Source organism: Chryseobacterium sp. C-71 (assembly GCF_020911865.1).
Taxonomy (GTDB): Bacteria; Bacteroidota; Bacteroidia; order Flavobacteriales; family Weeksellaceae; genus Chryseobacterium.
Window position 1 is genome coordinate 1207521 of record NZ_CP087131.1, and the last position, 21407, is coordinate 1228927.

18 protein-coding genes, 1 tRNA gene and 1 pseudogene are annotated in these 21407 nt (G+C 36.6%); 9 read left to right on the forward strand and 11 right to left on the reverse strand.

Features of this window, described 5'->3' with window-relative positions:
• Nucleotides 1–11 precede the first annotated feature (11 nt).
• The 3 genes from LNP04_RS05465 to ribA all read right to left on the reverse strand — a co-directional run bounded on the left by LNP04_RS05465 (nt 12) and on the right by ribA (nt 3148).
• Nucleotides 12–683, reverse strand: a complete 672-nt coding sequence (locus LNP04_RS05465) for a DUF4255 domain-containing protein (protein ID WP_229985551.1) — start codon at nt 681–683, stop codon at nt 12–14.
• Nucleotides 684–1069: 386 nt separating this feature from the next.
• On the reverse strand, nt 1070–2509 hold the full coding sequence (locus tag LNP04_RS05470; RefSeq protein WP_229985552.1) for an SDR family oxidoreductase: 1440 nt from the start codon (nt 2507–2509) through the stop codon (nt 1070–1072).
• A gap of 48 nt (nt 2510–2557) precedes the next feature.
• A complete protein-coding gene (gene ribA, locus LNP04_RS05475) occupies nt 2558–3148 on the reverse strand; it encodes a GTP cyclohydrolase II (RefSeq protein ID WP_229985553.1) in 591 nt (196 codons plus the stop codon).
• A 97-nt stretch (nt 3149–3245) separates the two neighbouring features.
• Here ribA and LNP04_RS05480 point away from each other — a divergent pair, with 97 nt between their 5' ends.
• The 8 genes from LNP04_RS05480 to LNP04_RS05515 all read left to right on the forward strand — a co-directional run bounded on the left by LNP04_RS05480 (nt 3246) and on the right by LNP04_RS05515 (nt 10758).
• Nucleotides 3246–3905 carry a TetR family transcriptional regulator C-terminal domain-containing protein gene (locus LNP04_RS05480; protein WP_229985554.1) on the forward strand — a complete coding sequence of 220 codons (660 nt, stop codon included), beginning with the start codon at nt 3246–3248 and terminating at the stop codon, nt 3903–3905.
• A gap of 195 nt (nt 3906–4100) precedes the next feature.
• Nucleotides 4101–5417 (forward strand): AarF/ABC1/UbiB kinase family protein, encoded by a 1317-nt coding sequence (locus LNP04_RS05485; RefSeq protein WP_229985555.1) that lies wholly within the window; start codon nt 4101–4103, stop codon nt 5415–5417.
• 311 nt (nt 5418–5728) lie between these two features.
• Nucleotides 5729–5884 (forward strand): DUF2256 domain-containing protein, encoded by a 156-nt coding sequence (locus tag LNP04_RS05490; RefSeq protein WP_082423549.1) that lies wholly within the window; start codon nt 5729–5731, stop codon nt 5882–5884.
• On the forward strand, nt 5836–7134 hold the full coding sequence (locus tag LNP04_RS05495; RefSeq protein WP_229985556.1) for a DASH family cryptochrome: 1299 nt from the start codon (nt 5836–5838) through the stop codon (nt 7132–7134). Before LNP04_RS05490 ends, LNP04_RS05495 begins: the two co-directional genes overlap by 49 nt.
• A complete protein-coding gene (locus tag LNP04_RS05500; protein WP_229985557.1) occupies nt 7119–8597 on the forward strand; it encodes a cryptochrome/photolyase family protein in 1479 nt (492 codons plus the stop codon). Before LNP04_RS05495 ends, LNP04_RS05500 begins: the two co-directional genes overlap by 16 nt.
• Nucleotides 8598–8792: 195 nt before the next feature.
• The gene (locus tag LNP04_RS05505; RefSeq protein WP_229985558.1) at nt 8793–9074 is read left to right on the forward strand and encodes a TIGR03643 family protein; all 282 of its coding nucleotides are present in this window, start codon (nt 8793–8795) and stop codon (nt 9072–9074) included.
• Between the two features lie 236 nt (nt 9075–9310).
• On the forward strand, nt 9311–10009 hold the full coding sequence (locus tag LNP04_RS05510; RefSeq protein WP_229985559.1) for an SDR family NAD(P)-dependent oxidoreductase: 699 nt from the start codon (nt 9311–9313) through the stop codon (nt 10007–10009).
• A 101-nt stretch (nt 10010–10110) separates the two neighbouring features.
• A complete protein-coding gene (locus LNP04_RS05515) occupies nt 10111–10758 on the forward strand; it encodes a MarR family winged helix-turn-helix transcriptional regulator (RefSeq protein ID WP_229985560.1) in 648 nt (215 codons plus the stop codon).
• A 276-nt stretch (nt 10759–11034) separates the two neighbouring features.
• Here LNP04_RS05515 and LNP04_RS05520 read toward each other — a convergent pair.
• From LNP04_RS05520 to LNP04_RS05555, 8 genes are all read right to left on the reverse strand, one after another.
• Nucleotides 11035–11108: transfer RNA gene (locus LNP04_RS05520), tRNA-Asp, on the reverse strand.
• Between the two features lie 595 nt (nt 11109–11703).
• Nucleotides 11704–12786, reverse strand: a complete 1083-nt coding sequence (locus LNP04_RS05525; protein WP_229985561.1) for a porin — start codon at nt 12784–12786, stop codon at nt 11704–11706.
• Nucleotides 12787–12811: 25 nt separating this feature from the next.
• A complete protein-coding gene (locus LNP04_RS05530) occupies nt 12812–13507 on the reverse strand; it encodes a hypothetical protein (protein WP_229985562.1) in 696 nt (231 codons plus the stop codon).
• A 35-nt stretch (nt 13508–13542) separates the two neighbouring features.
• Nucleotides 13543–14079, reverse strand: a complete 537-nt coding sequence (locus tag LNP04_RS05535) for a hypothetical protein (protein WP_229985563.1) — start codon at nt 14077–14079, stop codon at nt 13543–13545.
• Nucleotides 14080–14106: 27 nt separating this feature from the next.
• The gene (locus LNP04_RS05540) at nt 14107–15324 is read right to left on the reverse strand and encodes an aldehyde dehydrogenase family protein (RefSeq protein ID WP_229985564.1); all 1218 of its coding nucleotides are present in this window, start codon (nt 15322–15324) and stop codon (nt 14107–14109) included.
• On the reverse strand, nt 15299–18256 hold the full coding sequence (locus LNP04_RS05545; RefSeq protein WP_229985565.1) for a hypothetical protein: 2958 nt from the start codon (nt 18254–18256) through the stop codon (nt 15299–15301). The genes LNP04_RS05540 and LNP04_RS05545 overlap by 26 nt, the downstream gene beginning before the upstream one ends.
• Before the next feature lie 271 nt (nt 18257–18527).
• Nucleotides 18528–19133, reverse strand: coding sequence for a hypothetical protein (locus LNP04_RS05550; protein ID WP_229985566.1), 606 nt, complete (start codon nt 19131–19133; stop codon nt 18528–18530).
• Nucleotides 19134–19693: 560 nt separating this feature from the next.
• Nucleotides 19694–20407 carry an AraC family transcriptional regulator gene (locus LNP04_RS05555; RefSeq protein ID WP_229985567.1) on the reverse strand — a complete coding sequence of 238 codons (714 nt, stop codon included), beginning with the start codon at nt 20405–20407 and terminating at the stop codon, nt 19694–19696.
• Nucleotides 20408–20484: 77 nt separating this feature from the next.
• On the opposite strand from LNP04_RS05555, the pseudogene LNP04_RS05560 reads away from it, so the two are divergent.
• Nucleotides 20485–21403: pseudogene (locus tag LNP04_RS05560) on the forward strand (IS982 family transposase).
• Nucleotides 21404–21407: the final 4 nt, after the last annotated feature.

Sequence of the window (21407 nt, forward strand, 5' to 3'; positions counted from 1 at the left end):
ATTGCTAAGTTTTAAGTAGTTGTTATAATTTCGTTATCGTCGTTTTTGGTGAAAGTGCCGGATTCCAAATGTCCGGTAGAATCGTTGGGATCATTTTCCCAAAGTTGAATTGTAGCTTTTTTAATGATTTCTTCTGACGAAGTTTCTTCTGCCTGTATTGAAACCATCTGTACCTGATACAATACCGAAGGCATGTATTTTGCCCCAAGATAAGACCACATCTGGTTGAGCTGATCGGTTTTCAGACTGACCATATCAAAGATGAGCTTGTCATAAAATCCGCTTTCGGGAATATATTCTAATAAATCTGGAGCTTGCCAGTAAAAAACACGATTATTCTGAAAATATCTGATCACTGCTTCCAGCTTATCTATTCCTTCTGTGTATTTCGACTGATCGATATTATAGGAGGCAAATAAAAGTGATAAAATTAAATTCTGAGTAGGATTCTTATATTTTTCTACCGTATTGCCTGAGGGAATATAGTTTTTATATAAAGTTTGATTTTTCATCACCTTATCTTCTTCAATGTTGACAATCGATAAAATGATGGAAGATTTGGAAGACAGAAACTCATCTCCATCGTTCAAAGTAGCTATATTGGCCAATTCGACAATAGGGATTCCTGTTATTTCTGCATTTACTGCAGTAACAAGTTTCGAAAGAAACTCTGTGATTTTCATGGCATTAGTTTATACTACCAAAGTTGTGCAATAATAATATTACATACCACAGGATAAACACTGTTTATCGCATAGGAAAAACACTGAAAATTAAAATTTTTAAATAAACATTTGAAAAACCTATGCAGATAATGCTTTAAGGTTAACTTGGCTAAGGATTAAATTCATTTAATTAAATAATTCTATCTCAACAGTTTGCAGAAAATTACCTTTGATAGCCATTTTTTTTAGCTCACTATAAAATTGTATACGAACTCGACTTCAGTACTTCACACCCATTAAGCCATTTATGGCTCTTGCTAATTATCTGCAGAACGTTGTAAGAATAGTGGTACAAAAGACTTAAATAAAATAGCGATAATAAATATTTTATGCTACTAAAAAATCTATTTTAAAGAATTATCAGCTAATCTCCTCACCATCCCTTTAAAAATAATCCCGTGAAACGGCAAAACAGAATACCAATACAACCTTCCCGTCAATCCTTGAGGCCGGAAAACGGCTTTCTGCCAAAGTTTGCCTTTGTACACTTTAAACATCAGCCAAGCTTCTCCGGGAAGTCTCATTTCTGCAAAGAGAATCAGTTTTCCTTCTTCTTTATTGGCATATAAAACACGCCAGAAATCAAGCGCATCGCCTTCGTGAAGTTTATCGGGATGTGTTCTTCCCCGTCTCAATCCGGGACCTCCGACCATTAAATCCATCAAACCCCGTATTTCCCAAAGGCTTTGTCCGTACCATCCGTTTACACCACCTAAAGAAAAAACCCGGTCAAGACATCGTTCACGATCGTCATATTCTGCCGTTCTCAAATCTGTAAAACAGCCATATTTTGGGACATCCAGATAATCTTTCAGGCTGGAATCGCTTCTGCTGCTGATAAAGCTGTCTTTCCAGCTTGAAGCAATTTCGTTGTCCTGAATTTTAGCCAAAGTTCTTCTCAAAGCCGTATCATAAGAAAAAGGCTGAACTCCGGTAATATGTTTGATTTCCGCAAGGCTTTCCGGTCTGCAGATAACTTCAATCTTCATACTTCCGACCAATGCAGAAGCCAGATTGTAAGATGTTGAAGTAATAAAATACAGCCAATACGAAGACAATTTCGGAGTCATAACAGGAACGGTGAAAATTTTTCTTTTCAGTCCTCTGATTTTGGCAAATTCCAAAAGCATTTCTTTGTAGGTCAAAACATTATCGCATCCGATGTCAAAATTTTTGTGATATGCCTGTTCTTTAAATAAAGTAAAGATCAGAAAATCCAGAACATTGGCAATTCCAATCGGCTGACATTTTGTGTGGAGCCATTTCGGAGCCACCATTACCGGTAATTTTTCCACCAGATCTCTGATGATTTCGAACGATGCACTTCCTGAACCAATAATAATTCCCGCTCTTAAAACTGTTGCAGGAACTTTACATTTCATCAGGATTTTTTCAACTTCAAATCTTGAACTCAAATGTTGTGATAATTCTTTTTCATTCGCCAAACCCGAAAGATAAACGATGTGTTTACAGTCGGTAGTTTCAATATAATTTGAAAAATTAACAGCGCATTGTCTTTCAACTTCTGCATAATCGTTGCTGTTGCTCATCGAATGCATCAAGTAATACGCTCCTGAAATATCTTTCGGAATGTTATCCAGTGTTTCGGGTTTCAGAAAATCCACTTCCACCACTTCAATCTGTGCATCATCAATATCCACACTTTTAGAAAAACGGTTTTTGTCTCTGCAGCAGCAGATGACTTGATAGCCTTGAGCAGCGATTACGTTAATCATTCGTTTCCCGATGTATCCGGTAGCACCGGTAAGCAGAATTTTTTTCATAAGATTGGTTTTGGTGACTGGAAGTTTTTTCTCAACATAATGAGAAAATTATACCTTTTCTAAAAGATGTCCGAAATAATCTTTCTTTTTTGAAAGATAACCTTCGTTCACTTCGTTAGATTCTATTTCCAAAGGGACTCTGTGATTGAGAATAATTCCACTGTTTTCAAGAGATTTAAGCTTATCCGGATTATTGGTCAGCAAATTAATTTCTTTCACATTCAGAATCTTAAGCATTTCCACCGCTACATCAAAATTTCTTCCGTCTGCAGGCAAACCCAGTTTTAAATTGGCTTCCACGGTATCAAAACCTTTTTCCTGAAGCGCATAAGCTCTCAATTTATTGATGATTCCGATATTCCGCCCTTCCTGACGAAGATAAATAATCATTCCGCCGTTTTCCGACACATATTTCATTGCAGTATCAAGCTGTTGTCCGCATTCACATTTTTTCGAATGAAAAACTTCACCTGTAATACATTCCGAATGAAAACGAACATTCACCGTTTTGTTGAAATCTGTATTTTCTGCAACCCAAACCAAATGCGGGCTCCAGTCGTCTTCGTGTTCTGAGAATGCATAAACAGTAAACATTCCAAAATCTGTAGGTATATTCGATTGTGCCTGTATTGTCAACATAATTCAAAAATTAAATGGTTTATATAGTACAAATTTATACTTTATTTTAATTAAAAATAAAATTAATTACTAAATTTGTCAATAAATAAATTCTATTATGCAAGAACAAGCCAATATCACACAGGAAAAAATATTTGAACTATACGGTGATTATCTTTTGAATCATGGAGAAAAGCCAAAAAATGTTTACCTTTTTGCTAAAGAAAACAATTTTGAGGAAAAAGAATTTTACCATTACTTTTCAGGATTTGAGCAGATTGAAAGAGAAATGCTGAATCATCTTTTTACTAAATCTTTAGAACTGGCTTCGGAAGTCAATTCTTCTGATGAGGTTGCTACAAAAGAAAAATTATTAAATGTCTATTTCATTTTCTTTGAAAATCTTACGATGAACCGTTCTTTGGTTTTGTCAATTTTGGGAAATAATAAACTTCAGAAAATCAAAATCCTTCAGAACCTTCGTGAAAATCATAAACAATTTATCAATACTTTAAACTTTAACGAATGGGAAATGATTGAGAAAGCGAAAGAAGATATCCGAAAATTTAACGAAAAATCAAGACAGGAAGTACTTTGGCTTCATTTGGTTTCCGCCATTGACTTCTGGAAAAAAGATACTTCTCCCGATTTTGAAAAAACCGACATTTTCATCGAGAAAACCATTGATACGGGTTTTGAACTGATGGACAACGAACCATTGAGAAAAGTATTTGACCTTGGAAAATTCATTTGGAAGGAAAAGTTTAAAATGAGCTGATGAATGGCTTTTGGCGATTCGCTTTTATATCTTGGCATCTGAAAAATATCTAATTATTTACATTTTAAGATTTTGCTGAGTGAAATCAAAGATTCGATGTAATCAAACGCCTTTGCGACCTTGAAACAGTTAGCATCTAAAAAAAAATCTGTGCGCACTTTGCGTTTAAGAAATACAAAACAAACAAAATTTAAAATGAAAACATTAGATAAAATCCCCACAGGAAAAATTAAACGGACAAGTAGCCTGCTCAAAGCAGGTGCAAAAGTCGGTATTAATTACCTGAAATATTACGGAAATAAAATCACGAAAGATGAAGAAGAAGCCCGAAAAATTCTGAATGAAGACAACGCAACAGACATTTACGACTCACTAAAAGAATTGAAAGGTTCTGCTTTGAAAGTCGCACAAATGCTGAGTATGGAAAAAAACATTCTTCCGGTGGAATATGTAGAGAAATTCTCACTTTCTCAATTTTCCGTTCCGCCTTTGTCGGGAGCTTTGGTAAAGAAAACTTTCAGAAAATATTTCGGGAAAAATCCGGAAGATATTTTTGATGAATTTTCCGCCGAATCGGTTAATGCTGCGAGTATCGGACAGGTTCATACTGCGAAAAAAGACGGTAAAAAACTAGCGGTAAAAATCCAGTATCCAGGTGTGAGAGAAAGTATTTCCAGCGACCTGAAAATGGTAAAACCGATTGCAATGAAGATGTTTAACATCAAAAAAGAAGGTTCAGAATCTTACTTTCAGGAAGTGGAAGACAAATTGTTTGAAGAAACCGATTATAATCTGGAACTGAAACGCAGTCAGCATTTTGCAGAAGAATGCAGTCATCTTCCCAATGTGAAATTCCCTCATTACTACCCTGAATATTCGTGTGAAAAGATCATTACGATGGATTGGATGTCGGGAATTCATTTTTCGGAATTTACTAAAAAACAGAATTCGCAGGAGGATTTGAATAAAATTGGACAGACGCTTTGGGATTTTTATATGTATCAGATGCATATTCTGAAAAAAGTTCACGCCGATCCGCATCCGGGAAATTTCCTGATTTCGGAAAACAATGAATTATTGGTTATCGATTTTGGCTGTATCAAAGAGATTCCGGAAGATTTCTACATTCCGTATTTCGAACTGGCGAAAGAAGAAAATCTGAAAAATCCTGAGATTTTCCGTGAGAAATTGTTCACGCTGGAAATTCTTCGAACAGAAGATTCAGAAAAAGAAAAAGAGTTTTTTGCCAAATTATTCTACGAATTGCTTGAATTGTTTACGAGACCGTTTAATCAGGAAAAATTTGACTTTTCAGATGAGTCGTTCTTTCAGGAAATTGCCGATCTGGGACAGAAATATGCGAAAGCAAGTGATATGAAAGGAATGAATACGAACCGCGGTTCCCGACATTTCATTTACCTGAACCGAACATTTTTCGGACTGTATAATATGATGCACGATCTTAAAGCGAAAGATGTGGCGATTAATAATTTTAAAAATTATTGTAAGTGATATTTAACCGCAAATCGAAGATTCGACGGAGTCAAAAGTCACAAAAGATTTTGATGAATTACAGGTTATTAAAAGAGCCGAAAGGTTTGAAAACGATTCTGTTGAAATAAATGAATCATTAACAGGTCGCTACTACGGAGCTCATATCTTATAAAAATGTTAGCTATTAACAGTCAGCTCCTATCGGAGCATTATAAAATTCCGTAGGAATGTACTGTTAATAGAAAATAGAAAGCCGTAAAAAGGAAGCTCCGTAGGAGCGACCTGTTAACATTACAATTGTATTTGATTTAAAGTTTAATATAAAAAATATGCCTTCAGGATTGCCTTCCAAAATCTGTGAAGTCTGCGGACTGCCTTTCAACTGGCGGAAAAAGTGGAAAAAAAACTGGGACGAAGTAAAATATTGCAGCGAAAGATGCCGAAAAAACAAAAAATCAACATCCTCTGGATCACCAAAGATTTGAGAACAAGAGATTCAGAATCCTTATACAATGTGATGCAGGAAGAGTTACCTTTTATTGCAGTGTATGTTTTTGACTCTGAATTTTTTGCTCAGACACAATTCGGTTCCAGAAAAATCGGAAAATACCGTGCAAAATTTTTGCTGGAAAGTGTAGAAAATTTAAAGCAGAATTTAGCAAAACAGAAGATTCCTTTTTTAGTCAAATACAGCAAAACGGAAGACGTTTTAAAAGACATTTCCGAGGAATTTGAAGTCGTGAAGATTTTCTGTCAGGAAGAATGGACTAAAGAGGAAACCGAACTTCATACAAAAATCCGAAGTGTGGTTCCGGCTGCCATTTGGGAAAAATCGTATTCTCAGTTTCTGGTTCATCCGCTTTTTGTTTTTAAGACTTTGGATAAAATTCCGATGCTTTTTACCGCGTTCCGGCAGAAAATTGAAAAAAATCTGCTGATTCGCCCTGAATTTGAATCGAAAGATTTGATATACAACAAATCGGAGATTCATTTTAAAAGCGATGCCATTTCATTAAAATCGATCGGTTTTGAAGATTTTGAAACGGACGAAAGAACAGCTTTTCCTTTTTCGGGCGGAGAAAATGAAGCATTGAAAAGATTGCATCATTATTTTTCAGAAACGCAAAATCTGAGTCAATACAAACAAACCCGAAACGGTTTGGTGGGAATAGATTACAGTTCAAAATTTTCCGCTTGGCTGTCGGATGGAAGCATATCTGCGGTAACCATTTACCACGAAATAAAAAAATATGAGGAGGAATTCGGAGCCAATGATTCAACGTATTGGTTGATTTTTGAGCTGCTTTGGAGGGATTTTTTCAGATATGTTTCTTTACAGTACAAAGATTTGATTTTTTCGAAAAGCGGAATCAATCATCAGAAATATTTCGTTGAAAACAATAAAACATTGATTCAAAAATGGAAGGATGGAGAAACGGATTCCGATTTCGTGAATGCGAATATGCTCGAACTCAAAAATACAGGCTGGATGAGCAATCGCGGTCGACAGAATGTAGCTTCGTATTTCTGCAAAATCCTGAAACAGGACTGGATAATCGGAGCGGCTTATTTTGAGGAAATGCTGATTGATTATGATGTTCACAGCAATTACGGCAATTGGATGTATCTCGCCGGAGTCGGAAATGACAACCGTGACCGGACTTTTAACCCTGAAAAACAGGCAGAAATGTACGATTCTAACCAAGAATTCATAAAATTATGGCTAAAACAGTAAAACATACCGCCCAACTGATTTTTCCGCATCAGCTTTTTGAGGATATGGATTATCTGGATAAAAGTCAGCCTGTATTTTTGATAGAGGAATTTCTGTTTTTTAAGCAGTATTTATTTCATCAACAGAAGATTGCGTTTCACCGTGCAACAATGAAATTTTATGAAAATGAATTAAAAAAGACAGGTTTTGAAGTTGAATATATAGAAATTTCATCGAAATTTTCGGACATCAGAAATTTAATTCCGAAGCTTGAAAAAGATAGTTTTACAACGATAAAGACAACAGATGTTTGCGACAATTGGCTGGAAAAAAGATTAAAAGAAACAAAACTGGAACTCGAAATTTTGGATAGTCCGCTTTTCATCAACAGCAAAGAAGAGCTGAAAGATTATTTTGAAGGTAAAAAAGCCTATCATCAGACTGATTTTTATAAGCAGCAGAGAATTACCCGAAATATCCTGATGAAAGCGGGAAAACCTTTGGGCGGAAAATGGACGTACGACACCGAAAACCGGAAAAAATATCCGAAAAATAAAAAAGCGCCCGCAATTCATTTTCCGAAAAACAATGAATTTTACGAGGAAGCAAAACAATACGCCGAAAAGCATTTTGCCAAGAATTACGGAACGCTTACGGATGAACAGCTCTACCCGACTACCTTCAAGGAAGCGAAACAATGGCTGGAACAGTTTCTGGAAAACCGTTTTCTGGAATTTGGCATTTACGAGGACAGCATCGTGGAAAAGGAACATTTTCTGCATCACAGCGTGCTTTCTCCGTTAATGAATGTCGGGCTCTTAACACCTGAAAATGTTTTGGAAAAAGCGATTTCATTTGCAAAAAACAACGATATTCCGGTGAATTCTCTGGAAGGTTTTGTGCGGCAGATTTTGGGTTGGAGAGAATTTGTTTGCGGGGTTTATGTTTATCAGGGAACGTATCAGCGGAATAAAAATTACTGGAAACATAAGCAAAAACTTCCGGAATCTTTTTACACCGCCAAAACGGGAATCCGTCCGATTGACAGTTCGCTTAAGAAAATCCTGAAAACCGGTTATGCACATCACATCGAACGACTGATGATTTTTGCCAACTTTATGAATCTTGCCCAGTTCAATCCTCATGAAGTTTACCAATGGTTTATGGAAATGTTCATCGATTCCTACGATTGGGTGATGGTTCCGAATGTGTATGGAATGAGCAGTTTTTCGGACGGCGGAAAGATGAGCACAAAACCGTACATCAGCGGAAGCAATTATATTAAAAAAATGAGTGATTATCCTGACGGAGATTGGGCGGAACAATGGGATGCGCTGTTCTGGAATTTTATTAATGACCATCAAGATTTTTTTCCCAAAAATCCAAGATTGGGAATGATGCTGAGAACACTGGAGAAAATGCCTGAAGAAAAACGAAAACAGCATTTGAAAACTGCAAAGGAATTTATTGAAAATCTGAAATGATTTTTTAACCACAAAAGACACAAAAGAATTGATTGGTAAAAAGTTTTTTCAAAAGAGCAAAAAAGCTTTGTTAATAGAGGCTTTCCTTCGTCAAGCTCAGGATAAACTAAGCTTAGCCTGACAACGCAAAGTAAAAGTTAGTATTAGAGATGTCATCCTGAGCTTGTCGAAGGATTTCACGATAAAATTTAAAAAATGAATAAAAACCTCAACATACAAGAAATTGACAGAATCATCGAAATGGCGTGGGAAGACAGAACGCCATTTGAAGCGATAAAATTTCAGTTTGGAATAAGTGAATCAGAAGTAATTGAACTTATGCGCTCAGAACTTAAAGAATCGAGTTTTAAGCTTTGGAGAAAAAGAGTGAATTCGGGAATAAGCCAGAAACATCTGAAGAAAAGAAGCGAAGCGATCGATCGCTTTAAATGCAGCAGACAGAGAATCATCAGCAATAATAAAATCTCGAAAAGGTAGTTGATTTAGCCGCAAAAGGCACAAAAGAATTGTTTGGAAATAAAGTTCTTCAAAAGAGCAAAAAAGCTTTGTAAATAGAGACTTTCTTTCGTCAGACTCAGGATAAACTAAGCTCAGCCTGACAATTAAGAGATAGTTAAACGAATAGTATTAGAGATGTCACACTGAGCCTGTCGAAGTGTCTCAAAATGAAAACGTAGTAAACATCATGTTCAAAAAATTAAAAATAAATCATTATGAAAAATATAGTCATCATCGGTTGCGGAAAGGGAATCGGATTAGCAACGGCAAAAATTCTTGCAGAACATAACAGGATCATCGGAATTTCCAGAACGGAAAATCCTGAACTGAGTCATCCGAATATTGAATTTCATCCAATGGATATTCTTTCCGGAAATTTAGATGAAATTACTTTCCCTGAAGTGGTGGATGGATTGGTTTATGCACCGGGAAGCATTAATTTAAAACCTTTTAACCGACTTTCTGTAGATGATTTTAAAAATGATTTTGAGATCAATGTTTTGGGAGCGGTTAAAATTATTCAAAAACTGTTGCCGAATCTTAAAAAGTCGGAAAGTGCCTCTGTTGTGCTTTTCAGTTCCGTTGCGGCAAAACTGGGGATGCCTTTTCACGCTTCTATTGCGGCGAGTAAAAATGCAGTGGAAGGTCTTACGAAAAGTCTGGCGGCGGAATTTTCGGCTCAGAAAATCAGGGTGAACGCAATTGCACCTTCTTTAACGGACACGAATTTAGCATCACAGCTTTTGGCAACACCAGAGAAAAGAGAAGCTTCAGCAAAAAGACATCCGTTGCAAAGAGTGGGAACGGCTGAAGAAATTGCGGAAATGACGGCTTTCCTTGTTTCGGATAAATCTTCGTGGATTACAGGACAGGTTTTTGGAATTGATGGCGGAATGGGAAGTGTTAAGCTTTAGAGTTAGAGAGTTTTAGGGTTGGAGAGTTGGAGGATTTATATTCTTAAACCTCTTTATTAGATTATAAAAAATATTTAAAATACTTAGATTAAATTTGCGCTATGAATACTGATTTTTTCATTGATTTGCTGCATCAGGTTAAAGAATTTGAAAATTCTGAAGCTTACAAACCTCATTATACGGTTGAGGATTTCCGTATTTGGATGAATGATAAAAAATACAGAAAGGAAAGCCCGACTCAACTTTTTAAAAATGAACAGCATCAGGTTTCTTTTACGGAAAATGAGATCTGCAAACAGGTTTTACTTTTGGGAAGATATTCTAAACAGCTTATCAGAAAAGGATTGGCTGATTTTCCTGAGCTTGCAAACGAAGAATTTACGTATCTCTACCGACTGAAAGACGAACCGAATTTGACTAAAATTCAACTCATTGAAAGAAACGGCCACGAGAAACAAACCGGAACGCAAATCATCAAAAGACTTCTGGAGCATCAATTAATTGAAGAAAAAAATGATTTGGAGGATAAAAGAAGTAAAAGATTGAATCTTACCGAAAAAGGTAAAGATTTTTTTCATCGTTCCGTAGAAAAAGTGAATATGACGTCAAAAATTCTTGCCGGAAAACTTGAAAATAACGAAAAAAATGAACTCTTGGAAATGCTCAGAAAAATAAATGATTTCCATTCACATATTTACTTCCAATATAAAAATTTTAATATTGATGAAATCAGTGAGACATTCAATTAGATTTTACCATGAGTTTTACTAATTTGGTGTTTGTAGTTGTTTTTAAATAAAAATCAATTCGTAGCTGATAAATCTTTACTAATTATTGTATTGTTTAGTTTAAAGGTGTAAAAGACAGAACGTTTTTCCTCTTTAGATTATACAAACTTTTTGCCTAGTCCCCAAGTTTTGGAATTGATCAGTATTGAGTCCTGAATCATTACCAATACACGAAACAAAAAAAAGCTTTAAAACATATGTTTTAAAGCTTTTTGCACTACTTTGATATTGTAGTTGCGATCCGGACGGGACTCGAACCCGCGACCTCCGCCGTGACAGGGCGGCATTCTAACCAGCTGAACTACCGGATCAATTTTATTTTAAAAAATAAATTGAGAAAAATTTCTGCTGTCATTTTTACTTGTGCAAATATATGTCTTTTTTTAATTTTTGCAAAAAAAACATCATATTTGATTACCTAATTTTACTAAGACACAGACTTTCAAAGACAAAAATTACTTTTCCTTATTTTTTTATTTAAAAAATTATTTGCTTTTAGTTTTTATTCATAGAAAAGACGACCAAAATGAACATCTAATTGAGGAGTAATTCAATATCACTAGAATTTACGCTTTAGATATTAAAGTAATTAACTATTTTTTTAGATTTGTTAAAAATTCACCCAAACCAATAATTTATTGACAAAAAGAAAGCAATGGCAATACACTTCCAAAATTATAAGAATATTTCTTATAATCACATTAGCTTTACCTTTCTCTGAAAAAATACAGATGCTTGCAAGTCCCAGAATAGCCATATTCACAGGCCAAAGAACTTCCTGATAAAATTCTATATGGGTAACTAAAATACCTACAAAAGATGCAGAAGCAATGCAGCAAGCAGCACTTCATATTTATTATTCTTGAAAATAGTAAAAAAGATTGCATAAAATTTTTGGATTTAAGTTTAGAAATAAACTGACAAAGAAGTCACCGTTGTAAAACTATTTCTTTCAAATTCTTTATTTCGATTCATGAATAAGGCATCTCTGCTGTTGAGATTTTTGATTTCCGTTCTCCAAAGCAGGTTTGGCAAAATTTGGTAATCCGCATTCAGAGAATACCCGAAGGTCTGAAAGCCATTTTCGGTTCCTGTGGCTATTTTGACACCATATTTGTCATGATAATATTCACCTCTTGCGGCAATACTGAATTTTTCTGTCGGTGAATATTTGGCAATCAAAACCGGGGTATACCAAATATTATAAGAATCACTTCCTTTAGTTTTTTGCTCAGCACCAATGTCAAAACCCGCTCTCACCGCCCATTGCTTATTGATCTTATAAATTCCGTACAAATTGTGAAAGTACCGCATCTGTCGTATGCTGTCTGGTCTGTCGTTTCCTATAAATGAACTGCTGTTAAGGGTCAGTTTTTCATTTGGTGTATACGTCAGCTGGTGCCCAAAAGAGGGAACGCTGTTGCCATCAACCTGTTGAATGCGCTGCCAACCGTTGACAACCAAAGCGCTCATTAACCATTTTCCACTGTCGGTAGTGTACGTAATTTTAGCGCCGGTTTCAAAATAGGGCGAATTTTCTGCGGCGATACTTCTCGTCAAAGTCCAGTTGTCTTTTACAACTGCGCTTTCAAAACCAATGTGAGAAGGAAAAACTCCGGCATCTATCCAGATATTTTTATGCCTTGAAATTTTAAAGCCAACGTTGGCTTCATAGATATTCTTCAAAACACCCTGTTCTTCAGAATAATTGGCATTCATATATGTTCCGGTCGCCAAAGCTAAATTTGCCCGCAGATTTTCGGTTTCATAATTGGCTTTGATAAAGGCCAGATTGATATTGATTTCATTGTTGCGATGATGGCTGTAGACAAAACCCGGACGAGTATTATTCTCCGGGTTATTAGTGTCAAATTGATAATACACTTCTGCAGATCCACTTATTTTTAGCGAATTTTCTTTAGATTCCTGTGCAGAAATACTCATTAGACCAAGCAATAAAGTAAATACTAAAACTTTCTGAATCATCATCTTAGTTATCAATTGGATCATTGATTTACAGTGTCACTCTCAGGAAAGGTCCGAAGTTGCGTTTTTCTCTTTTGGAGGCTCCGTAATAATCGTAATTTACTGCCGCTCCGATGGTAAACTGTTTGTAAGAAACACCGATTCTTGCGAAGTACTGACTTCTCGAATGCATATCATTTTTAAAATCATAAATATAAAGCGCCTGAAATCTTGCATACAATCTCCACTTATGATTTTTAGAAATTTCAGGGAAGTATTCAGCGACCAAAACGTTGTTGGTATTCGTATTTTTATTGATACTGATTGCCGGATTGAAAATCAATGACCAAGAAGATTTTCTCCACCCGAACTGAAATCCGACACTCGGAATCCAGCCCAATCCTGCAACATTTGCTGCAGACGGACCCACACCAATATGTTTTCCTAATTTGTAACTGACGATATTAACCGATGTAAAGTCGTTATCACGGGCGTTGTCATTTTTATACTCCGTCGCATAGTTGGTGACAGATATAAATCTAAGTTTTCCTTTGGTCTCCGGGATATCCCTTGAAATAATCGCCTGAAAATAAAACCTGTCCGAACCCGGAACAAACTCAATCGGAATCGCAGGCTGAGGAGCTGCAGCTGTAGTTGCCACAGGTTTTACTGGCTCTGTATTCTGTTGTGCCTGTACATTGAGAATACAAAAGAGCATCGAAAATAATAGTATCGTTTTTTTCATCTGTTTATTTATTTTTAATAATTCTGGCGGAAAGATTAAACCAAAAATCTATACAGCTTTTTGATAAGAAACGGCATCACCACAAAGCTTACAATAGCAACCAAGGTTGCCACATTCAGAAGAATTATCAGCAGTGGCGGCGTACCGAGGAATTTCCCCAATGGCATCAGAACATACTGTGCAAGGGTGCTGATTAAAGTGAAAATAACACAGACTGCCAATAGATAAACCTTGAAACGGTTCGGATGACGCTGTTCTCCCGGACCGCTTTCCTGATATACACCAAATTCTTCAAAAAGTGGCGTGTTATTGATATCTGCAAGGTTATCTTCTGCCCACATCATCTGTTCTTTTCTGAAAGTGGAGTTTTCCCATACCGATAGATTTTCTCTGGTATCAAACTGCAGAATCGTTAAAAATTCTTTTTCAGTAACCCTGCGGTTGGTTTCAACAATTTCTGTTTTTATATATCCTGCCATTTCAGCTGCTTTTGCCGCCATTTTCTGCATCCAGTCTAGCGTAGCCTCTTCTTTGTCATTGAAAGGCTTGATTCTTAATACGTTGGTAATCATAGTTAAAATTTAATTGAATTAATTTTGTTAAGAACTGAACAGACTTAGCGATGCTCCAATATCTTTTCCTTCATAGGGCGGAAAAACATCCAGCTCCAAATCGGGATTGCCCACAAGCATTGCCTTGGTATTGCTCAATGCATCGAAACCTGCTTTGCCGTAATATTTACCCATTCCGGCATACCCCACTCCGCCAAACGGAAGGCTGTCTATCCAGCAGTGCAGATTGGTCTGATTGATGCAACCACCACCAAAAGAAACAGAGTTCAAGAAATAGTCAATATTATTCTGGTTTTTACTGAAAATATAAGCTGCTAAAGATTTTGATTTTCTTTTGATAATGTTGGTTACTTCTTTCAAATCAGAATAAGCCATCACTGGCAGTACTGGCCCGAAAACCTCCTGCTGCAAAGCCGGGTCGTCCCAGGTGCTCGGATAAAGTACAGTAGGTTCTACATATCTTGATGCAACATCGTACCTTCCGCCAATTACCACCTTTTCGGGAATAATGTAGGAAGCTACCCGTTCGGCATCGTGCTCGCTAATCATTCTCGCCAGATCCGGACTTTCCTGTGGATTTTCTCCATACATTTTCCGGATGGATGCTTTCAGTTTTTCGATAAATTCATTGGCAATACTTTCGTGGACGTAAACATATCCCGGAGCGATGCACCACTGCCCGGAAATCGCATTGTGTCCCCACGCAATGCGGTCGACGGCAATATCAAGATTAGCAGTTTCGTCCACAATCGTTGGGTTTTGTCCGCCTAATTCAAGGATAATTGGGGTGAGATTTTCTGCGGCAGCACGCATAACCACCTTTCCTACATTCGAACTTCCTGTGAAGAAAATAAAATCGAAAGGCAGCTCCAGAAGTGAAGTAATCTCTTCTCTTCCGCCTGTAACAATGTTTACGGCTTCAGGTTCAAAATATTTAGGAATCAATTCCTGAAAAAGTGCAGCCACAGTAGGTGTAGTGTTCGCCGGTTTCAGAATCACGGGATTTCCAGCTGCCAAAGCAGCGATCGCAGGATCGAGCAGTAATAAAACCGGAGCGTTGAAAGGTCCGATGACCAAAGTCGGCCCGAAAGGTTCTTTATAAATAACACCCCGATTTCCCGTCGCTTCCAATCCTTTCGGAATTTCAACATTTTCAGGCGTCATCAGTTGTTTCAGGTTTTCTTTATAATATTTGATAACGCCAAGCGGAACGGTAATCTCAAACAACTGTTCCGCCAGGTACATTCTGAGGCCATCCCGCTGCAGGTCTGGCTTTGGTAATAATCCCCACCTTTGTAGGAAGCGCAGTACCTGTAGTTCCCGGTTTATTACAGTTTACAGAACTCGCACACTGCGTAAGAAGGGCAAACTGCGAAGTGCCTACACCCTGTCCTTGGTCACTTCCTATATCTGCAGCCCCTAATGCGTTTACTATTGAAGGAACCCCCTGTGCATCAATACACGTATTTGTAGCACAGAGATTTTGATTTGACGCCGTAGATCCTGTCCCTACGGAAAGACCGCTAGCTGCTGTTAGTAATTGTGATGGAGTTACATTTTCGTCTCCCTCAATGGCATCTACGCAACCATCGTTGTCACTGTCCAAATCTAATCTGTTCCAAATGCCATCGCCATCAGTGTCAACATCCACACAACCATTCATTAGTACCAGTCCACTATTTGAAGTCCCATTCAAAGCAGTAACCTGTTCAAATTCTATACGGCTTACCCCTATCGTCTTCGGAAAGGTAATTCGTAATGAAGCCTGTACTGTAGTACTTGCGGCAGCTCCTCCAACTACATAGATACTTTGACCTGAAGGGTAAGTAACGCTGCTTAACTGATTACCCGTGAAAACGACATACTGCTGTACTACAGACCCCTGAATTAAGTTATTTGAAGCATCATAAAATCTCAACGTTGCTGTTTCTGATCCGTCAACATCATCTAATGCTAGATCTAAACTATAAACGGGTCTATTAAAACTTGCTGTCAGTATGGGACTTCCTGTATTGGTCTGAGCTGCTACAGAGGTTACATTGGTGTATCCGAAAATATTAGCCACGTAAGTATATGCTGCAGTCTGTACAGTAGAAACTCTAAAAGTGGCAGCGAAAGAAGGACTTCCTGTATTCGTAAATGAATTGGTTGCTCCTGCTGGTGTAGGCTGCACTGCATTGATGGTAAGGCAGGTCATCTCACTGGCGTCTAGAATACCATCATTATCGTCATCAAGATCAGCAGAATTAATATATCCATCATTATCACTGTCTGTGCAGTCTGGCAAACTTACTACTACCGCTGCGCTTGCAGGGCTGTAGCAAACATTGGCACTGTCATAATAAAATGCATAATATGTACCTGCTGTTGCTGCACTAGGTGTTGCGTATGCTGTACCTGTATGAGTATTGTTGGTAAACCAAACAAGAGTGGAGCCTGACGGTATTGTGCCATTATGCAAACTGTTGAGGTCTGCTGTAGTTGCCGGACAAGCAGGATTAAGCATAGTTCCTGAGAGTGACGGAGCTATACTTCCTGCATTACAGATGAAACATCCCCAATACACATTGTTGGGAAACTGCAGACTTATTTCTCTGCCTCCTGTATTGAAGAGTACCTGTGATCCTGTGGTTGCAGGCGGTGTGTCTGCATTTGCATTGATATAGTACAGCTGATTGATTCCGCCTCCCGAATAACCCATTCGGTAAACTCTTCCATCTGGTGCTATTTTGATGCCTGTAGGCGGTCCCACAGTACTGTCAAGGGTTGTGGTGGTGTTATTTACCGTGTCAAAATATTTAAGACGAGTAATATTGCTTGCACTCACATACTCCCCATAGTAAATATATCTCCCGTTTGGCGACAATGCTGCTGAATATCCTGAACCTGTACTTTCATCAGTGGTACCTGATGTTACAGTCACTTTTACATCCCAAACCCCCAATGCTCCTGTTGTAGGATTGAAGTTGGCTAAACCTATTTTATTATGTCTCGTTATCAAAACTTTCCCGGGAGTTCTAGGATCCCAAGAAATAAAGGTACTTGTTGCAATAAATGAAGCTGTAGTTCCTGCAAGATTAGGAACATCAGTTGAAGAAACCAGAGTGGGATTGAACCCACTGGTTGCTGAATATAAATAAGAATTTACTTTTTGATTGCTGGTGTACAGCAAAACCCAATAATCAGTACCATTGGTATGCGGTATTACCTCTAATGCCGCATAAACAGTACCTGCAGGTAATAGGGAGGTGACATTTGAAACTGTATTGGTCTGAAGATCATATTTCGCACTGTTTAAAGTACCTCCGGTATTGAATGAAGTGTTTCCAAAAATGATGAAATTTCTACCCAAAATCCCCTGTCTGTCTGGTATTACCGCTGCTGCCTCTGATGTAGAATTGTTCGCTCCAATAAGAGCTCCTGATGCCAAAACTCCTGTAGAGCCTTTATACACTCTGGCACCATCGGTTACAAAAAGCAATGCTCCGTTTGTAGGATCTGTTACTGCAACATTTCCTTCAAAACCGCCTGCAGCACCCTGTCCTAAAAACCCTGTAGCAGGATTATTCAGTACCGGAGACCCTGTCTGGAAATCTACTCTCACTTTTGAAGTCCCATTGGGTAACCACCAAGTCTGCTGCGCCGCATAAGGAGCTGGTGGGCAAACGAATGGATAATCTGTTACTAATAGACAAATATTCCCTACATTATTAGCAAGATTACCACTCAGGTTGCTGATGTTGGCTGCTGTATTGGTAAACGCTGCCGGATTACTGCCACAACTGGTATTAGTCTGCCCTGAGACATTTGTGACATTCACCGTAATAGTGGCTGCAGTATTGGCTGCAATCGAATATCCGGATGCTGCTATAGATGTACCACCTGCGGCCGCAGTGGTAGTACCTCCTGTAAGACCTGTAACTACTACATTGGGTGTACCGGCAATACGAAGACCGCTCGGCAAAGTATCTGTAAAGTTGATCCCAGATAAAGCAACACTTCCTGTTTGGGTGTTGTTTACCGTGAACGTATAGGTTGCGGTACCGCCATCTATTATGGATGAGGGTGATATGCTTTTGCTTAACCCTTGTGCTTCTACAGTTATTATGGTAGAAAGAACTAAGACTGATGCTATCAACATACGACTTAGCTGTTTTAGAAAATAACTTATTTTCATTATTGGTTTTTTATTAATAGAAAGTTGTAAACGTATCGTCAATAAGCGATCATTAAAATATTGTACTTACCATCAAATAAATAAAGTGATTGAGTAAGCTTTTCTGACAATTAATAATAAAAAGGTAATAGAAGATTGTCGTGTAAAATTTCTTATGCTATCTAGTAGGAATATACTTGTAAATACACATGTCATTCTCAGAATAACTGTAGTGTTATACATAGATATCATTTATTACCTACAAAAAGAAATCTGCAATCTCTGGTAACAACTAACCACGAGGAGGCGGCCGAGTGAAAAGAAATAACTTCGCACCGCCTCCTGCAATAAAAGGCGAGTTAATATATAATGAATTTGTGTTGACAAAATATTGAAAAGAAAAATAAGCCAACTCATTGAGTAAAGCTACTTTGAAAGAATGATGCGGAGTAATCATCCCCATACCACTCTGGTGAGTGGATATTTTAAAAACATCTTTAACGTGATTTGAAAAAATGGGAGCAATCGCTTTCGGTGGTTTGATATCTTGCTGCGTTGCTTTGTGATGTGTTTTTGAAACTGCAGAAACTTTAATTTTAGCCTTTTTCTTGACTAACTTTTTTTCTGTAGGAGATTCAGAATATGTTTTCTGAGAAACGTTCTCCAAACCATATACTGTAGTTCCTTCGTTTACATACAGTATAGGATTTTCAACATAATCCATTTCAGCTGGTACATCTGCTTCGGCATAAACAACAGTTTCTGATGAAGGGTTTTCTGAAGCCAAAAGATGAGATGAAAATAAAATAGGAAGCATTGCAAAAAAAAGACCCAATTTCCATGTGAGACATTTTGATATCACATAAGTGGAAATTGGGTTGCAATTCTTTCGCATCATAAGCTAAAGTTTTTTAATTCTGTTTCAATAATACAGAGGGAACTTTTATTGAACTGTACAATATTACACTGATATTTAATTTTAACAAAAAATAACAATTAATCAATTCGGGAATCCTTCAATCATGTTTATTTTACAATTAAAAACACATGAATATCAACTATTTACAAATATTCCGAAACTAAGCTTTAATTTTAAAATTTATTCAAAAACACGCTATACAATACTATCAATAAACATTTCGTAACTTTATTATATTACAAATGATAATTTTACAAACAAAAAGCCCGTTTATTTAAAAAAACAAAAAAAATCAAAATCATAAACCTAAAAAATCTATATTATTTTAATCAAAAAGATGTAAAGACTCCTATTTCCACAAAATATTTTTCATTATAAAAATTCATTTCTTTATCTACATGAAAGTCTGAGAAGAAATACTTTAGACAATTCAGACGTCTACTTGAGAAAAAACAAATACTATCATATGTTGTTTTACAGGTTCAACAAGCCCTTGCTTTAAAAATAAAATAGGTTAATACAATTTCAATTTTGTAGACTTATTCTTTCAGTTTCCGTAAAAAATCAGATGGCGTTACACCATGTACTTTTTTAAAGGCAATTGCAAACACCTGGACAGAAGAGTAACCACAGACTTCTGCCAGATAGCTTATCTTGTAATCTCTGTATTTTGGTTCGTTGTACAGCTTGTACACGATATAATCAATTTTCAGATTATTAATATACTCACTAAAGGTCTGTTCTCTGTTTTTTTTTATTATTTCAGACAAATATTTAGGATTGGTATTCAGAAGATTTGCTATAACGGTAGTGGTAAGATCTCTTTCGAGAAAAGCTTCCGAATTCTCAAAAGCTTTAAGCTCATTAAGTATTCTCGTTTCTGTCTCGGTGTTTATTCTATTTTTATTTAATGTCTGTCTACTGTCATCACTAGTATTATTTTTATCGATTTCCGTATCGTTCTGAATAAACACTTTATTGTTCTCAAACTCATTTCTTAACTGGCCATAATTTTTATTCAAAAATTTATTTCTCCACATGCAAAAAAAAATCATAGCTATGGAAACAATTGCTAGAAAAGTAACCATGTAAATAAGCTGTTTATTATAATCTTCTTGATGTTTATTATTAGCCTCAGTCAAAAGTTTTTTTACGATCTTGTCTGCATTGCTTTTATCTACGATTGCAATACTGTCTTTAAGAAAAGTGTAGTTCTCAAGATAATATTTAACCTGAGTTCGGGATAAGAACATCAATAAAATTTGTACAAAAAAGCAATAATTCGTATATTTAAGTTTCTGACATTCAAATATTTAAACGAATTACTGCTATGAATTTGAAAGACCAAATTATAAAAATTTTTGTACAAATAGATGATTTTTGTAAAGAGTTTGATGCTCAAATTAAAAAAATGAAGTTTGAAGCACTCTGCCATAGCAAGAAAAGAAGAAACAGAGCCTCTCTAATGTCAGATTCTGAAATGATCACCATTATGATTGGTTTTCATTTGGGAGCTCATAAAACTTTTAAACATTATTACCAGCAAATAGTTTGTGGTTATTGGAAAGACTTATTTCCTAAAACCCCTTTCCTACAACAGATTTATTGAACTCCAGCAAAGAAGTTTTGTGGTTTTTGCTTTGTTTCTAAAAGAAAAATGCTTGGGAAAATGCACAGGAATTAGTTTTATGGACAGCACTACTTTGAAAGTTTGCAGAAATCAAAGAATACACAACCATAAAGTTTTCAAAGGTTTGGCAGAACGAGGAAAGTCTTCAATGGGCTGGTTTTATGGATTTAAGTTGCATTTGGTCTGTAATGAAAAAGGTGAACTCTTATCCTTTTATCTTACGAAAGGAAATGTGGATGACAGAAATCTGAAACACATTAAAAAAATGACCCAGCAACTTTTTGGGAAACTATTTGCAGACAAAGGATATCTTTCAAAAGCTTTGTGGGAGATGCTTTTTGCAGATGGTATTCAAGTGTTTACCAAGCTTAGAAAAAATATGAAAAATCATATAATGAAGATGGAAGACAAGATTTTGCTCAGAAAAAGAGCGATTATTGAAACCATAAATGATGAATTAAAAAACCATTGCCAAGTGGAACACACCAGACATCGAAGCGTGAACAACTTTATGATGAATGTTTTGGGAGGGCTGACTGCGTATTGTTTCTTTCCAAAAAAACCGTCATTAAACTTACAAAAAGTAAATGACGGTCAACTTTTTTTAAACTTCGCTTAACCCG

Bases quoted from the DNA above. Each gene is read 5' to 3' on its own strand.
- LNP04_RS05465 (WP_229985551.1), bottom strand. From the start codon at position 683: ATGAAAATCACAGAGTTTCTTTCGAAACTTGTTACTGCAGTAAATGCA.
- LNP04_RS05470 (WP_229985552.1), bottom strand. From the start codon at position 2,509: ATGAAAAAAATTCTGCTTACCGGTGCTACCGGATACATCGGGAAACGA.
- ribA (WP_229985553.1), bottom strand. From the start codon at position 3,148: ATGTTGACAATACAGGCACAATCGAATATACCTACAGATTTTGGAATG.
- LNP04_RS05480 (WP_229985554.1), top strand. From the start codon at position 3,246: ATGCAAGAACAAGCCAATATCACACAGGAAAAAATATTTGAACTATAC.
- LNP04_RS05485 (WP_229985555.1), top strand. From the start codon at position 4,101: ATGAAAACATTAGATAAAATCCCCACAGGAAAAATTAAACGGACAAGT.
- LNP04_RS05490 (WP_082423549.1), top strand. From the start codon at position 5,729: ATGCCTTCAGGATTGCCTTCCAAAATCTGTGAAGTCTGCGGACTGCCT.
- LNP04_RS05495 (WP_229985556.1), top strand. From the start codon at position 5,836: ATGCCGAAAAAACAAAAAATCAACATCCTCTGGATCACCAAAGATTTG.
- LNP04_RS05500 (WP_229985557.1), top strand. From the start codon at position 7,119: ATGGCTAAAACAGTAAAACATACCGCCCAACTGATTTTTCCGCATCAG.
- LNP04_RS05505 (WP_229985558.1), top strand. From the start codon at position 8,793: ATGAATAAAAACCTCAACATACAAGAAATTGACAGAATCATCGAAATG.
- LNP04_RS05510 (WP_229985559.1), top strand. From the start codon at position 9,311: ATGAAAAATATAGTCATCATCGGTTGCGGAAAGGGAATCGGATTAGCA.
- LNP04_RS05515 (WP_229985560.1), top strand. From the start codon at position 10,111: ATGAATACTGATTTTTTCATTGATTTGCTGCATCAGGTTAAAGAATTT.
- LNP04_RS05525 (WP_229985561.1), bottom strand. From the start codon at position 12,786: ATGATGATTCAGAAAGTTTTAGTATTTACTTTATTGCTTGGTCTAATG.
- LNP04_RS05530 (WP_229985562.1), bottom strand. From the start codon at position 13,507: ATGAAAAAAACGATACTATTATTTTCGATGCTCTTTTGTATTCTCAAT.
- LNP04_RS05535 (WP_229985563.1), bottom strand. From the start codon at position 14,079: ATGATTACCAACGTATTAAGAATCAAGCCTTTCAATGACAAAGAAGAG.
- LNP04_RS05540 (WP_229985564.1), bottom strand. From the start codon at position 15,324: ATGTACCTGGCGGAACAGTTGTTTGAGATTACCGTTCCGCTTGGCGTT.
- LNP04_RS05545 (WP_229985565.1), bottom strand. From the start codon at position 18,256: ATGAAAATAAGTTATTTTCTAAAACAGCTAAGTCGTATGTTGATAGCA.
- LNP04_RS05550 (WP_229985566.1), bottom strand. From the start codon at position 19,133: ATGATGCGAAAGAATTGCAACCCAATTTCCACTTATGTGATATCAAAA.
- LNP04_RS05555 (WP_229985567.1), bottom strand. From the start codon at position 20,407: ATGTTCTTATCCCGAACTCAGGTTAAATATTATCTTGAGAACTACACT.